At 42.2% G+C, this 12,863-nt stretch carries 14 protein-coding genes, 1 tRNA gene, 1 other RNA gene and 1 other annotated feature; of the genes, 12 read left to right on the top strand and 4 right to left on the bottom strand.

The annotated features are described in order from the left end of the window. Nucleotides 1-117 precede the first annotated feature (117 nt). The 5 genes from dacA (at nucleotide 118) to ACQVGS_RS22065 (ending at nucleotide 4,974) form a co-directional block, all read left to right on the top strand. On the top strand, nucleotides 118-1,449 hold the full coding sequence (dacA, locus tag ACQVGS_RS22085; protein WP_491830633.1) for a D-alanyl-D-alanine carboxypeptidase: 1,332 nt from the start codon (nucleotides 118-120) through the stop codon (nucleotides 1,447-1,449). A 196-nt stretch (nucleotides 1,450-1,645) separates the two neighbouring features. Then, entirely contained in the window at nucleotides 1,646-2,530 is an 885-nt protein-coding gene (gene pdxS, locus ACQVGS_RS22080) for a pyridoxal 5'-phosphate synthase lyase subunit PdxS (RefSeq protein ID WP_024123589.1), read from the top strand. A gap of 20 nt (nucleotides 2,531-2,550) precedes the next feature. Further along, nucleotides 2,551-3,141: a pyridoxal 5'-phosphate synthase glutaminase subunit PdxT gene (gene pdxT, locus ACQVGS_RS22075; RefSeq protein WP_491830631.1), complete on the top strand. Its 591-nt coding sequence runs from the start codon at nucleotides 2,551-2,553 to the stop codon at nucleotides 3,139-3,141. 52 nt (nucleotides 3,142-3,193) lie between these two features. After that, nucleotides 3,194-3,406: a binding site (T-box leader), on the top strand. 66 nt (nucleotides 3,407-3,472) lie between these two features. Continuing rightward, nucleotides 3,473-4,750, top strand: a complete 1,278-nt coding sequence (serS, locus tag ACQVGS_RS22070; protein ID WP_106021712.1) for a serine--tRNA ligase — start codon at nucleotides 3,473-3,475, stop codon at nucleotides 4,748-4,750. 131 nt (nucleotides 4,751-4,881) lie between these two features. After that, a tRNA-Ser gene (locus tag ACQVGS_RS22065) sits at nucleotides 4,882-4,974 on the top strand. Between the two features lie 114 nt (nucleotides 4,975-5,088). Here the strand turns inward: ACQVGS_RS22065 and dck are convergent. From dck to ACQVGS_RS22045, 4 genes are all read right to left on the bottom strand, one after another. Continuing rightward, entirely contained in the window at nucleotides 5,089-5,742 is a 654-nt protein-coding gene (gene dck, locus ACQVGS_RS22060) for a deoxyadenosine/deoxycytidine kinase (protein WP_024123592.1), read from the bottom strand. After that, nucleotides 5,739-6,362: a deoxyguanosine kinase gene (dgk, locus tag ACQVGS_RS22055; RefSeq protein WP_105955735.1), complete on the bottom strand. Its 624-nt coding sequence runs from the start codon at nucleotides 6,360-6,362 to the stop codon at nucleotides 5,739-5,741. Before dgk ends, dck begins: the two co-directional genes overlap by 4 nt. A gap of 98 nt (nucleotides 6,363-6,460) precedes the next feature. Then, nucleotides 6,461-7,744 (bottom strand): glycosyl hydrolase family 18 protein, encoded by a 1,284-nt coding sequence (locus ACQVGS_RS22050; RefSeq protein ID WP_038954334.1) that lies wholly within the window; start codon nucleotides 7,742-7,744, stop codon nucleotides 6,461-6,463. A 62-nt stretch (nucleotides 7,745-7,806) separates the two neighbouring features. After that, nucleotides 7,807-8,358, bottom strand: coding sequence for a cysteine hydrolase family protein (locus tag ACQVGS_RS22045; RefSeq protein ID WP_010332741.1), 552 nt, complete (start codon nucleotides 8,356-8,358; stop codon nucleotides 7,807-7,809). An 83-nt stretch (nucleotides 8,359-8,441) separates the two neighbouring features. Here ACQVGS_RS22045 and tadA point away from each other — a divergent pair, with 83 nt between their 5' ends. The 7 genes from tadA (at nucleotide 8,442) to bofA (ending at nucleotide 12,628) form a co-directional block, all read left to right on the top strand. Beyond that, nucleotides 8,442-8,927 carry a tRNA adenosine(34) deaminase TadA gene (gene tadA, locus ACQVGS_RS22040; protein ID WP_024123596.1) on the top strand — a complete coding sequence of 162 codons (486 nt, stop codon included), beginning with the start codon at nucleotides 8,442-8,444 and terminating at the stop codon, nucleotides 8,925-8,927. Between the two features lie 82 nt (nucleotides 8,928-9,009). Next, an RNA gene (gene ffs, locus ACQVGS_RS22035) (signal recognition particle sRNA large type) lies at nucleotides 9,010-9,274 on the top strand. Nucleotides 9,275-9,402: 128 nt separating this feature from the next. Further along, nucleotides 9,403-11,097, top strand: coding sequence for a DNA polymerase III subunit gamma/tau (dnaX, locus tag ACQVGS_RS22030; protein WP_024123597.1), 1,695 nt, complete (start codon nucleotides 9,403-9,405; stop codon nucleotides 11,095-11,097). A gap of 23 nt (nucleotides 11,098-11,120) precedes the next feature. Next, entirely contained in the window at nucleotides 11,121-11,444 is a 324-nt protein-coding gene (locus ACQVGS_RS22025; protein WP_014112282.1) for a YbaB/EbfC family nucleoid-associated protein, read from the top strand. A gap of 14 nt (nucleotides 11,445-11,458) precedes the next feature. After that, nucleotides 11,459-12,055, top strand: coding sequence for a recombination protein RecR (gene recR / locus ACQVGS_RS22020; RefSeq protein WP_024123598.1), 597 nt, complete (start codon nucleotides 11,459-11,461; stop codon nucleotides 12,053-12,055). Nucleotides 12,056-12,073: 18 nt separating this feature from the next. Continuing rightward, nucleotides 12,074-12,298, top strand: a complete 225-nt coding sequence (locus ACQVGS_RS22015) for a YaaL family protein (RefSeq protein WP_024123599.1) — start codon at nucleotides 12,074-12,076, stop codon at nucleotides 12,296-12,298. Between the two features lie 66 nt (nucleotides 12,299-12,364). Beyond that, nucleotides 12,365-12,628 (top strand): sigma-K factor-processing regulator BofA, encoded by a 264-nt coding sequence (gene bofA, locus ACQVGS_RS22010; protein WP_024123600.1) that lies wholly within the window; start codon nucleotides 12,365-12,367, stop codon nucleotides 12,626-12,628. Nucleotides 12,629-12,863: the final 235 nt, after the last annotated feature.

The raw sequence follows: 12,863 nt of genomic DNA, 5'->3' as shown, positions 1-12,863 counted from the left end.
CTGACTCTGTCTATTTTTTTTATACCGATTATGATAAAATTTATACTGTTGTGCATTGAAAATGTCCTTAACGGCTTAATTATAGATGAAGAAAAATGAAATACGGAGGTCGTACGATTGAACATCAAGAAATGTAAACAGCTATTGATGTCATTGGTTGTTTTAACACTGGCCGTAACTTGCCTGACTCCAATGTCAAAAGCAAAGGCTGCCAGCGATCCAATTGATATCAACGCATCAGCTGCTATTATGATCGAAGCTTCTTCAGGTAAAATTCTTTATAGCAAAAACGCAGAGAAAAGACTGCCAATTGCAAGTATGACAAAGATGATGACAGAGTATCTGTTATTAGAAGCAATTGATGAAGGCAAACTAAAATGGGATCAAACCTATACGCCTGATGACTATGTGTATGAGATTTCCCAAGATAACAGTTTATCAAACGTTCCTCTTCGAAAAGACGGAAAATACACAGTAAAAGAACTTTATCAAGCGACAGCAATCTATTCTGCAAATGCGGCTGCGATTGCCATTGCAGAAGTTATTGCAGGCTCTGAAACAAAGTTCGTTGAAAAAATGAATGCAAAAGCAAAAGAACTGGGATTAACAAATTACAAATTTGTTAATGCAACAGGTCTTGAAAACAAAGATCTTCACGGCAAGCAGCCTGAAGGGACAAGCGTAGATGAAGAAAGTGAAGTTTCTGCTAAGGATATGGCTATTCTTGCAGATCACCTGATTACTGACTACCCTGAGATTTTAGAAACTTCCAGCATCTCAAAAATGAAGTTCAGAAAAGGCACAGATGATGAAATGGACATGCCGAACTGGAACTTTATGCTGAAGGGTCTAGTCAGCGAGTACAAAGGTGCAACTGTAGATGGACTGAAAACAGGTTCTACTGACTCTGCGGGTTCATGTTTCACAGGAACTGCTGAAAGAAACGGAATGCGTGTCATCACTGTGGTGTTAAACGCAAAAGGCAACATTCACACTGGCCGTTTCGATGAAACGAAAAAAATGTTTGATTATGCTTTCAACAATTTCTCTATGAAAGAAATTTATGCTGAAGGCGATCAGGTAAAAGGCCATAAAACCATTTCTGTAGATAAAGGTAAAGAGAAAGAAGTAGGCATTGTCACAAGCAAGGCATTTTCTCTTCCTGTCAAAAATGGTGAAGAAAAGAATTACAAAGCAAAAGTCACTTTAAACAAAGACACTTTGACTGCCCCTGTGAAAAAAGGGACGAAGGTTGGGAAACTGACTGCGGAATATACAGGTGATGAAAAGGACTATGGGTTCCTTAACAGCAGCCTGGCAGGTGTAGACCTTGTGACGAAAGAAAATGTAGATAAAGCAAACTGGTTTGTTTTAACAATGCGCAGCATCGGCGGATTTTTCGCTGGTATCTGGGGAAGCATTGTTGATACAGTAACTGGCTGGTTTTAATGAATTGAAAGAGCTCTGATTGATGTTAGGGCTCTTTCGCTTAATATACTGAAAAAACCCAATTTTTAATAAAAAATGATTTTCAAAGCCCTAAAAACCGAATAAAATAAGTTATATCCATATGAATTATTGGATTTCTAGGATACAATAAGAAATAGAAATCATATAACTATACCTTGATTAGGGGGACCAAGAAATGGCTCAAACAGGTACTGAACGTGTAAAACGCGGAATGGCAGAAATGCAAAAAGGCGGCGTCATCATGGACGTCATCAATGCGGAACAAGCGAAAATTGCTGAAGAGGCTGGAGCTGTCGCTGTAATGGCGCTAGAACGTGTACCAGCTGATATTCGTGCGGCTGGAGGAGTTGCCCGTATGGCAGACCCTACAATCGTGGAAGAAGTAATGAATGCTGTATCCATCCCTGTAATGGCAAAAGCGCGTATCGGACATATTGTTGAAGCGCGTGTGCTTGAGGCTATGGGTGTTGACTACATTGATGAAAGTGAAGTTCTGACTCCGGCTGACGAAGAATTTCATTTGAATAAAAATGAATATACAGTTCCTTTCGTGTGCGGCTGCCGTGACCTCGGCGAAGCAACACGCCGTATTGCTGAAGGCGCTTCTATGCTTCGTACAAAAGGTGAGCCTGGAACTGGTAATATCGTTGAAGCTGTTCGCCATATGCGCAAGGTAAACGCTCAAGTACGCAAAGTAGTTGCAATGAGCGACGATGAGCTGATGACTGAAGCGAAAAATTTGGGAGCGCCTTATGAGCTGCTTCAACAAATTAAAAGAGACGGTAAACTTCCTGTCGTTAACTTTGCGGCTGGCGGCGTAGCGACTCCTGCTGATGCGGCACTTATGATGCAGCTTGGCGCTGACGGTGTATTTGTTGGTTCTGGTATCTTCAAATCAGACAATCCTGCAAAATTTGCAAAAGCAATTGTGGAAGCAACAACTCACTTCACTGATTATAAATTGATTGCAGAGCTTTCAAAAGAGCTTGGAACTGCAATGAAAGGGATCGAAATCTCAAATTTACTTCCAGAACAGCGTATGCAAGAACGCGGCTGGTAAGAATATAGGAGAGCTGCGACATGTTAACAATAGGTGTACTAGGACTTCAAGGAGCAGTAAGAGAGCATATCCATGCAATTGAAGCATGCGGTGCAGCTGGACTTGTTATTAAACGCCCAGAGCAGCTAAACGAAATTGATGGTTTAATTTTGCCGGGCGGAGAAAGCACGACAATGCGCCGTTTAATTGATACGTATCAATTCATGGAGCCATTGCGTGAGTTTGCTGCTCAGGGAAAACCGCTGTTTGGGACATGTGCCGGTTTAATTATTTTAGCAAAGGAAATTGCCGGTTCAGATAACGCTCATTTAGGTTTGCTGAATGTAGTTGTTGAACGGAATTCGTTTGGCCGGCAGGTTGACAGCTTTGAAGCTGATTTAACCATTAAAGGGCTGGACGAATCTTTCACTGGTGTATTCATCCGTGCGCCGCATATCTTGGAAGCCGGTGAAAATGTTGAAGTGCTTTCTGAGCATAACGGACGCATTGTTGCGGCTAAACAGGGTAATTTCTTGGGCTGTTCGTTCCATCCGGAGCTGACAGAGGATCATCGAGTGACAAAGCTGTTCGTTCAAATGGTCGAGGAATACAAGCAGAAAGCCCTTGTATAAAACAGTTGAAAGCTGTGGAAACTTATAGTACATTATAAACACAAATAAAGATCGAAAAGCGTTGATAGGAACTAGTAGGAAGCCTCTCTTTCTAAGAGAGCCGATGGTTGGTGTGAATCGGTGAAAGATGCTGTCTGAATCCATCCTTGAGCGAAATGCTGAATGAAGTAGGCATTTACGGGATAACCGTTATGTGTGAAAGCGGAAAACAAGTCTATGGCTTGTTTTCAATCAGGGTGGCAACGCGAGAGCTCTCGTCCCTTTCATGGGGATGAGGGCTCTTTTTATTTTCGATAATTCAATGAATTTAATGAAAAAAGGAGTGTTTCGCATGCTTGATACGAAAATGCTGAGAGCAAATTTTCAAGAAATTAAAGCAAAGCTTGTACACAAAGGCGAAGACTTAACAGATTTTGATAAGTTCGAGGAGCTTGATGATAAAAGAAGAGAGCTTATCGGAAAAGTAGAAGAACTAAAAGGAAAACGGAATGAAGTATCCCAGCAGGTAGCTGCTTTGAAACGCGAGAAAAAAGACGCGGATCACATCATTAAAGAAATGCGTGAAGTCGGCGAGGAAATTAAAAAACTTGATGAAGAATTAAGAACAGTAGAATCTGCGCTTGAGACCATTCTTCTTTCAATCCCGAATATTCCGCATGAATCAGTGCCAGTCGGTGAAACGGAAGATGATAACGTAGAAATCCGGAAATGGGGCGAAACACCTTCATTTGCACATGAGCCAAAACCGCATTGGGATATTGCTGATGAGCTCGGCATTCTTGATTTTGAACGTGCTGCGAAGGTAACAGGAAGCCGCTTCGTGTTTTATAAAGGCTTAGGTGCTCGTTTGGAGCGTGCGCTTTATAACTTTATGCTTGACCTTCATGTGGATGAGTATAACTATACTGAGGTTATCCCGCCTTATATGGTAAACCGTGCAAGCATGACGGGAACAGGACAGCTTCCAAAGTTCGAAGAGGATGCGTTTAAGATCAGGGAAGAGGATTACTTCTTGATTCCGACTGCTGAAGTGCCGATCACAAATATGCATCGGGATGAAATTCTGTCAGGTGACAGCCTGCCGATTAATTATGCGGCATTCAGTGCCTGTTTCCGTTCAGAAGCTGGTTCAGCAGGGCGCGATACACGCGGATTAATCCGTCAGCACCAGTTTAATAAAGTGGAGCTTGTGAAGTTTGTAAAGCCGGAAGATTCTTATGATGAGTTAGAAAAACTAACAAACCAGGCTGAGCGTGTGCTCCAGCTGTTGGAACTTCCATACCGTGTAATGAGCATGTGTACGGGAGATTTAGGATTTACGGCTGCGAAAAAATACGATATAGAAGTTTGGATTCCGAGCCAAGACACATATCGTGAAATTTCTTCTTGCAGCAACTTCGAAGCGTTCCAAGCCAGACGTGCGAACATTCGTTTTAGACGTGAAGTGAAAGGCAAACCAGAGCATGTACACACATTGAACGGTTCAGGTTTGGCAGTTGGAAGAACAGTTGCCGCTATTTTAGAAAATTATCAGCAGGAAGACGGAAGCGTCATTATACCAAAAGTGCTTCGTCCTTATATGGGAAATAGAGAAGTCATCAAAGCGTAAAGCTGAAAAGGTGTGCCTGATAAGGCGCGCCTTTTGCTATTTAAATTAAACATTTTCATAAAAACAAAAAAAGTTTTTAAAAATGCTTGACCATCATAAAACATTCATGATATAGTAAGTCTTGTCGATACGGAGGAATACCCAAGTCCGGCTGAAGGGATCGGTCTTGAAAACCGACAGGGGTGTCAAAGCCCGCGGGGGTTCGAATCCCTCTTCCTCCGCCATATTGATTTTAATTCTAATGAAACTCAAGCATATATTGGAGATTGTTTTGTCCGTTGCATCGTTTGCAACGGATTTTTTAATATCATAAAAAAGTGAATCTCAGGTCATGAGATTCACTTTTTTTTCGTTTCATGAATGACAGTTGCGATTTGATCAACAATGTTCTCGATAGAACTTTCATCATTCTTCAAGTCATAATCCTCAATACGGATTTTCAGGACAGGGCAAGCGTTAAAACCGCTGATCCAGTTTTCGTAACGCGTGTGCATTTCTTCCCAATAAGACCGATCTGTTTGAAGCTCCATTTCACGTCCGCGTTCTTCAATCCGGGCTAATATGTTTTCCAGATCGCCTTCTAAATAGATCAGCACATCAGGATGCGGGAAATACGGTGTCATGACCATTGCTTCAAACAGGCTTGTATAGGTTTTATAATCAATCTTTGACATCGTCCCTTTGTCAGCGTGCATTTTTGCAAAAATCCCAGTATCCTCATAAATAGAACGATCCTGTACAAACCCTCCGCCGGCTTCAAAAATATTTTTCTGTTCTTTGAATCGTTCAGCTAAGAAGTAGATTTGCAGATGGAAGCTCCAGCGTTCAAAATCATGATAGAATTTTTCTAAGTATGGGTTATGATCGACTTCCTCAAGAGAGGTTTTAAAGCCAAGCCGTTTAGCCAATGCTCTTGTTAAAGTAGATTTTCCGACACCTACTGTTCCTGCTACTGTAATGATTGAATTCTCAGGGATATGATGTTCCTTCATTTTATAAGCTCCTTTACATGGGCGGCAATACGTTCAAAATCGCTCTTATTCAAAACGAAATCCTCTGAATCGCCATCTATTGTTAACACCGTAAGATATGGGTCTGCTTCCTGCAGCTGCTTGATGGCGATGTCATAATCTGCGATCAGCTGTTCCAAATAGCTTGTTTCAATTTTTTTCTCAAAGGGACGCCCGCGTTTTTCAATGCGGTGTAACAATGTGGGCAGACTTGCCTTTATGTAAATGATGAAATTTGGCTTAGGAAGATCATCGGTAAGAAGATGAAAAATCTTTCTGTATTTGTTGAGCTGCTGTTCAGACAGCGTTCGTTCAGCAAAAATCACATTTTTATAAATATGATAATCAGCTATCACAGGCTGTCCTTCATTTAAAAAGTGATGGCTGGTATCCTCAAGCTGTTTGTACCTGTGACAAAGAAAAAACATCTCAAGCTGGAAGCTCCATTCCTCTATGTTGTCATAAAACTTATCAAGGTATGGGTTATCCTCAACAATCTCACTGATCATAGGGAATCCAAGCTCTTGTGAAAGCATCGTCGCGAGCGTTGTTTTTCCTGCCCCGATAGGACCTTCAACTGCGATAAAAGGGGCTGTATTCATTGGAATCCTCCTTATTTCTAAAAAACGTCCGTCAATTGCTGACCTTCATATTGTATCACAACCCTTGGATTCCCCTATGAAAAAAAGACGTTTCCAAATTAACGGAACGTCTTTTTGACAACTTGAAATTGATCAGAAAGCAGCAGCCAGTTTTGAGGAAAGGAAAGCCCCAGCTTCCAGTAGCTGATCCCTCTTAAATTAAGCTCTTTAATCAGATTGAATTTGGCCTGAATCGAACGGGCGTCTTCAAACCACACCTCGTGCCTTTTGTTTTCTGCATCAGTATAGCGGAAGAAAGGGGCTTGGGCGGTTTGGTCATACTGGATGTCGGCATTGTTTTGTTCGGCTATGACAATGGCTTGCTGAGGGCTTATTGCTCTTGCCGGAGTTCCTCCTGCTGTATATGGCAGTGTCCAGTCATATCCATATAAATTCTGCCCCATGACAATTTTATTGGCGGGCATTTCGGTTAAAGCATATTCAATGACGTTCCGAACAGGTCCTATTGGAGAAACGGCTTGAGCGGGTCCGCCGCTGTATCCCCATTCATATGTCATGAGGACAACAAAGTCTACAATTTGGCCATGTGCTCTGTAATCATGGGCTTCGTACCATCTGCCCTGCTGTGTTGCGCTTGTTTTAGGGGCAAGCGCCGTAGAAATTTCTAAGCCTTCTTGATGAAAAAGATCCCTTGCCTCGCGGAGAAATTGATTATATGCCTCTCTATCCTGGGGCCGTAAGTATTCAAAGTCAAAATGAATAGCACGGAAGCCATATCTTCTGGCATTCTCGACTATTTCATTCAAAAGTCTTCTTTTCACAGTATCGTCGTTCAAAAGGATCCGGCCGAGCTCATCGCTGAATGCCTGGTTTTCTAGGTTCGTTATAATCATCATCAATGTCGTGCCTTGATTCTCTGCAATGCTTCTTAAATTCGTTAAAGGCGGTGCGACTAAGGTTCCATCACGCTGTGCCTGGAAACTGAATGCGCCAAGGTACGTTAAGTAGGGCGATGCTTCTCTGGCCGCCTGCTGGAGATTTTCGCTGACTTGATTTCCGCGTGGCTCCAAATAAGCGCTTGATTCAATGTCTCTTTTTGGAACTGGAGGAATGTATAAACGGAAACCAATCTGCAGTACGGTATTTAACTGGATGCGGTTCACCCTGGCAAGCTCAGCTGCTGTTGTATTAAATTGCTGTGCGATGGATGTCAGGGTATCACCTTGTTGAACATCATAAAACTGGCCAGCTATTGGAATAACAATGGTTTGTCCGACAACAAGGCTGTCGGGATTCGGTATTTCATTCGTTTCTGTGATTTCGTTTGCAGTTGTTCTGTATTGTGAAGCGATAGCAGAAAGAGTGTCGCCTTGTTTCACCACATAAATTTGAATGAAAAACGCCTCCTTTCATATCGCTACAATGTATGAAAGGAAAGCGCTAATCATGTTTGTTTTTCTGTAATTTGTTCTTCAGTTGTAATTTCTGCGAAAAGAACATTTTCCATCATGGTTAGAGCGAATTCATTGTCCTTATCGCTGTTAGAAGCAATGCAGTCCTTAGGTATTGTAATGCTGTATTCTCTCATGTAAGCATCATTAGCAGTAAACAGCACGCATATATTTCCGGCTATCCCTGTTAAGACAATGCGTTTCACCTGTAATTCAGTCAGGAGGGTATGGAGGGCTGTTTCATAAAAAGCGGAGTGTTTCGGCTTGATTAAAAAATAGTCGGCATCCTCGGGCGATATCTTTTCAATAATGGCCTTGCTTTTCTCGTTTTCACATTCTTGCTGGATATTTTGGATATCCGCTTGCCAAAGCCCGTAATGATCATTAATGTATATAATCGGCCAGTCATTTTGTCTTGCGTGCTTTTTTAATGATAAAATGTGAGGAACGATTTTTTCTGTTTTGTTGGCGAGACTTTCTCCCATATCAAATTCAAAATTATTGATCATGTCTACAATGAGAAGAGCTGTGTCTGCTTTAGACATCGACAGTCTCCTTTCTGTTTAAGTTATAGTTAATATGTAGCCTTTTTAGGTAAGGAAAAAACTTTGAAAAGAGAGCTAATCTGATGAATCAAGATGAACTTTATATGAAAGAAGCAATAAAAGAAGCGAAAAAAGCTGAAGCGAAAGGCGAGGTGCCGATCGGGGCCGTGCTTGTTGTGAATGATAAAATCGTGGCACGCGCGCACAATTTAAGAGAAACAGAGCAGCGGTCTATCGCTCATGCGGAAATGCTTGTGATTGATGAAGCGTGCAAGTCACTTGGAACATGGAGACTGGAAGGCGCAACACTTTACGTTACCCTTGAGCCTTGTCCGATGTGTGCCGGAGCCGTCGTGCTTTCACGCGTGGAGAAAGTAGTATTTGGCGCATTTGATCCAAAAGGAGGCTGTTCAGGCACGTTAATGAACCTTCTTCAGGAAGAACGCTTTAATCATCAGGCTGAAGTGGTGAGCGGTGTGCTAGAGGAAGAATGCGGAGGAATGCTCAGTGCGTTTTTCAGAGATCTGAGAAAAAAGAAGAAAGCTTCTAGGAAAAACTTGTCTGAGTAGTAAGGTTGCAATTTTTAGGGGAAAAGGATATACTTATGTGTGCATCGTCATAGATGCGACATAAAATTTGATATTTATTTTGCCGTGCTAAGCGGGGAGGTAGCGGTGCCCTGTACCCGCAATCCGCTCTAGCGGGGCCGAATCCCTTCTCGAGGTTCGTTTACTTTAAGGTCTGCCTTAAGTAAGTGGTGTTGACGTTTGGGTCCTGCGCAATGGGAATTCATGAACCATGTCAGGTCCGGAAGGAAGCAGCATTAAGTGAAACCTCTCATGTGCCGCAGGGTTGCCTGGGCCGAGCTAACTGCTTAAGTAACGCTTAGGGTAGCGAATCGACAGAAGGTGCACGGTAAATCAATCATCAAATTTTCAAACTCACCTAATATTAGGTGAGTTTTTTGTTATGTAAAAGAGCTTTTGGAATCGATACACGGTTCATGTATAATGGGAATGATGAATAACGGAGGAGGGCGCACCCGTGAGTTACCAAGCTTTATATCGAGTATTCAGGCCTCAGCGCTTTGAAGATGTGGTCGGACAAGAGCACATTACAAAAACGCTTCAAAATGCCCTTTTGCAAAAGAAATTTTCTCATGCTTATCTGTTTTCCGGGCCAAGGGGTACGGGAAAAACCAGTGCGGCCAAAATATTTGCCAAAGCTGTCAACTGTGAACACGCTCCTGTTGATGAGCCATGTAACGAATGTGCAGCCTGTAAAGGGATAACAAACGGGTCCATATCCGATGTCATAGAAATTGACGCCGCTTCTAACAATGGTGTTGATGAAATTCGTGACATCCGCGACAAAGTGAAGTTTGCCCCATCGGCCGTCACATATAAGGTATATATCATAGATGAGGTGCATATGCTTTCTATCGGCGCCTTTAATGCGTTATTAAAAACATTAGAAGAGCCGCCTGAGCATTGTATTTTCATTTTAGCAACAACAGAACCGCACAAAATTCCTTTAACCATTATCTCCAGATGTCAGCGTTTTGACTTCAAGCGAATTACATCCCAAGCGATTGTCGGACGTATGAACAAAATAGTTGATGCTGAAGAGCTGCAGGTTGAAGAAGGGGCGCTCGACATTATTGCGAGTGCTGCAGATGGCGGTATGAGGGATGCTTTGAGCCTTCTTGATCAGGCAGTCTCATTCAGCGGCGACGAGCTAAAAGTTGATGATGCGCTTCTGATTACCGGAGCAGTTTCTCAATTATATATAGGAAAGCTTGCGCAATCTCTGCATGAAAAACATGTTTCTGAAGCTTTGGAAACATTGAATGAGCTGCTTCAGCAAGGGAAAGACCCGGCGAAGCTGATAGAGGATATGATTTTCTATTTCAGGGACATGCTGCTGTTCAAAACAGCTCCTGGCTTAGAGGGTGTACTGGAAAAAGTAAAAGTCGATGAAACGTTCCGTGAATTGAGTGAACAAATTCCGACCCAGGCGATATATGAAATGATTGATATCCTGAACAAGAGCCACCAGGAAATGAAATGGACGAACCATCCCCGCATCTTCTTTGAAGTGGCTGTGGTGAAGATTTGCCAAACGTCTCATCAACCAGCTGCTGCAGACCTGCCTGAAGTTGATATGCTGATGAAAAAAATCCAGCAGCTTGAGCAAGAAGTAGAACGGCTCAAAACAACCGGCGTAAAAGCAGCGGCGGAAAGTCCGAAAAAAGAAGCGCCGCGTGCGCCAAAAGGCGGGAAATCCAATTACAAAGCGCCGGTAGGCAGAATTCATGAAATTTTGAAGGAAGCAACGAGGACGGACCTTGATCAGCTCAGAAGCAGCTGGGGCAAGCTTCTGGCTCACCTGAAACAGCAAAACAAAGTATCACATGCTGCGCTGCTGAATGACAGTGAACCTGTGGCTGCAGCTTCTTCGGCATTTGTACTGAAGTTCAAATATGAAATACATTGTAAAATGGTCGCCGAGGATAACAACGGTGTCCGGACTAATCTTGAACAGATTTTAGAATCTATGCTCGGAAAAAGAATGGATTTGATTGGCGTTCCAGAAGCACAATGGGGTAAAATAAGAGAAGAATTTTTAGTAGATCATCAGCAGGAAAATGAAGGATCAAATGAGCCGGCTGAAGAAGATCCGCTTATTGCAGAAGCGAAAAAGCTTGTCGGAGCGGATTTAATTGAAATAAAAGACTAACAAAATGAAAGAGAGTGGATAATATGCGTGGCGGAATGGGAAATATGCAAAAAATGATGAAACAAATGCAAAAAATGCAAAAGGATATGGCCAAGGCTCAAGAAGAGCTTGCAGAACAGGTAGTTGAAGGAACTGCAGGCGGCGGTATGGTAACAGTTAAAGCAAACGGCCAAAAAGAAATTCTGGATGTCATCATTAAAGAAGATGTAGTTGACCCGGAAGATATCGAAATGCTCCAGGACTTAGTGCTTGCTGCAACGAATGAAGCCTTGAAAAAAGTTGACGAGATCACAAACGAAACAATGGGTCAATTTACAAAAGGAATGAACATGCCAGGTTTGTTCTAGGGGGATAAAAGAAAATGCAATATCCTGAACCAATATCAAAGCTGATCGACAGCTTTATGAAATTGCCAGGGATCGGACCGAAAACAGCGGTCCGTCTGGCTTTTTTTGTTCTAGGTATGAAAGAAGATGTGGTATTAGATTTTGCGAAAGCGTTGGTAAATGCGAAACGCAATCTGACATATTGCTCAGTTTGCGGGCATATTACAGACCAGGACCCTTGTTATATATGTGAAGATTCACGAAGGGATAAGTCCATTATCTGTGTTGTGCAAGACCCTAAGGATGTTATTGCTATGGAGAAAATGAAAGAATACAACGGCCAGTATCATGTTCTCCACGGCGCCATTTCTCCAATGGACGGCATCGGACCAGAGGATATAAAAATACCAGAATTGTTAAAACGATTACAGGATGATCAAGTGACAGAAGTGATTCTCGCAACAAACCCTAATATAGAAGGGGAAGCAACAGCGATGTATATATCAAGGCTCTTGAAGCCATCTGGTATTAAGCTCTCCCGTATTGCCCACGGACTGCCCGTCGGCGGTGACTTGGAATATGCTGATGAGGTCACTCTTTCTAAGGCACTTGAAGGAAGACGTGAATTGTAAGGGAGGAAAAAGCGATCCATGGGTTTTCTTCGCAAGAAAACATTGAGAAGAGAGTTTGATGAAAAACTAATCGAGCAGCTTTTTAAGCAAAAGGAAGAGTGGAACAGGCAAAAGAAGCTGGTTGAAAAAAGCCTTGAACCATCAGCTGAAGTTTTATGCGAGCTGAAGGTAGCTGAAGCGAAGTATTTTTTTTACTTGAGGGAAGCGAAACAGCGGAATTTGAAAATCAGCCGGTGGAAGTAAGTGGTCTAAACTCCTGGATCTTCTCATAAGCTTGTACTAGAACAAGTGAAGGGGATGAGAAGATTCATGGAGCCAATTTTTATTATAGGGATTATTTTAGGACTAGTTGTTCTTCTGTTTTTATCAGGTTCGCCTGCAAAGCCTTTAAAGTGGATTGGTATAACTGCTGTTAAATGTGTAGCGGGTGCTTTGTTGCTGGTATGTGTGAACATGTTCGGAGGCAGCCTCGGCATCCATGTGCCGATTAATATTGTCACAACAGCCATAAGCGGAATCTTGGGCATACCGGGAATAGCAGCATTAGTAGTGATTAAGCATTTTATTATTTAATTCATGTTATATGTTGACTTTAAGACGTAAGGGTGTTATTCTAATATACGTCGCTGATGACGGATAAGCTTTTTAAAAAAATTACGAAAAAAGTTGTTGACGGAAACGACGTAAAATGTTATGATTATAAAGTCGCTTAAAGAGCGGCAACAAAGTTCTTTGAAAACTAAACAAGACAAAACGTACCTGTTAATTCAAGTTTTAATATAAATCGCACAGCGATGTGCGTAGTCAG

It is taken from the genome of Bacillus sp. SD127 (assembly GCF_058566445.1).
The sequence above is the reverse complement of the archived record's forward strand: the minus strand, read 5'-3'. Positions and strand labels throughout refer to the sequence as shown.

What these genes read in the sequence shown, in the direction of transcription:
- pdxS (WP_024123589.1), top strand. Translation starts at nt 1,646, where the DNA reads ATGGCTCAAACAGGTACTGAACGTGTAAAACGCGGAATGGCAGAAATG.
- pdxT (WP_491830631.1), top strand. Translation starts at nt 2,551, where the DNA reads ATGTTAACAATAGGTGTACTAGGACTTCAAGGAGCAGTAAGAGAGCAT.
- serS (WP_106021712.1), top strand. Translation starts at nt 3,473, where the DNA reads ATGCTTGATACGAAAATGCTGAGAGCAAATTTTCAAGAAATTAAAGCA.
- dck (WP_024123592.1), bottom strand. Translation starts at nt 5,742, where the DNA reads ATGAAGGAACATCATATCCCTGAGAATTCAATCATTACAGTAGCAGGA.
- dgk (WP_105955735.1), bottom strand. Translation starts at nt 6,362, where the DNA reads ATGAATACAGCCCCTTTTATCGCAGTTGAAGGTCCTATCGGGGCAGGA.
- ACQVGS_RS22045 (WP_010332741.1), bottom strand. Translation starts at nt 8,358, where the DNA reads ATGTCTAAAGCAGACACAGCTCTTCTCATTGTAGACATGATCAATAAT.
- tadA (WP_024123596.1), top strand. Translation starts at nt 8,442, where the DNA reads ATGAATCAAGATGAACTTTATATGAAAGAAGCAATAAAAGAAGCGAAA.
- ACQVGS_RS22025 (WP_014112282.1), top strand. Translation starts at nt 11,121, where the DNA reads ATGCGTGGCGGAATGGGAAATATGCAAAAAATGATGAAACAAATGCAA.
- recR (WP_024123598.1), top strand. Translation starts at nt 11,459, where the DNA reads ATGCAATATCCTGAACCAATATCAAAGCTGATCGACAGCTTTATGAAA.
- ACQVGS_RS22015 (WP_024123599.1), top strand. Translation starts at nt 12,074, where the DNA reads ATGGGTTTTCTTCGCAAGAAAACATTGAGAAGAGAGTTTGATGAAAAA.
- bofA (WP_024123600.1), top strand. Translation starts at nt 12,365, where the DNA reads ATGGAGCCAATTTTTATTATAGGGATTATTTTAGGACTAGTTGTTCTT.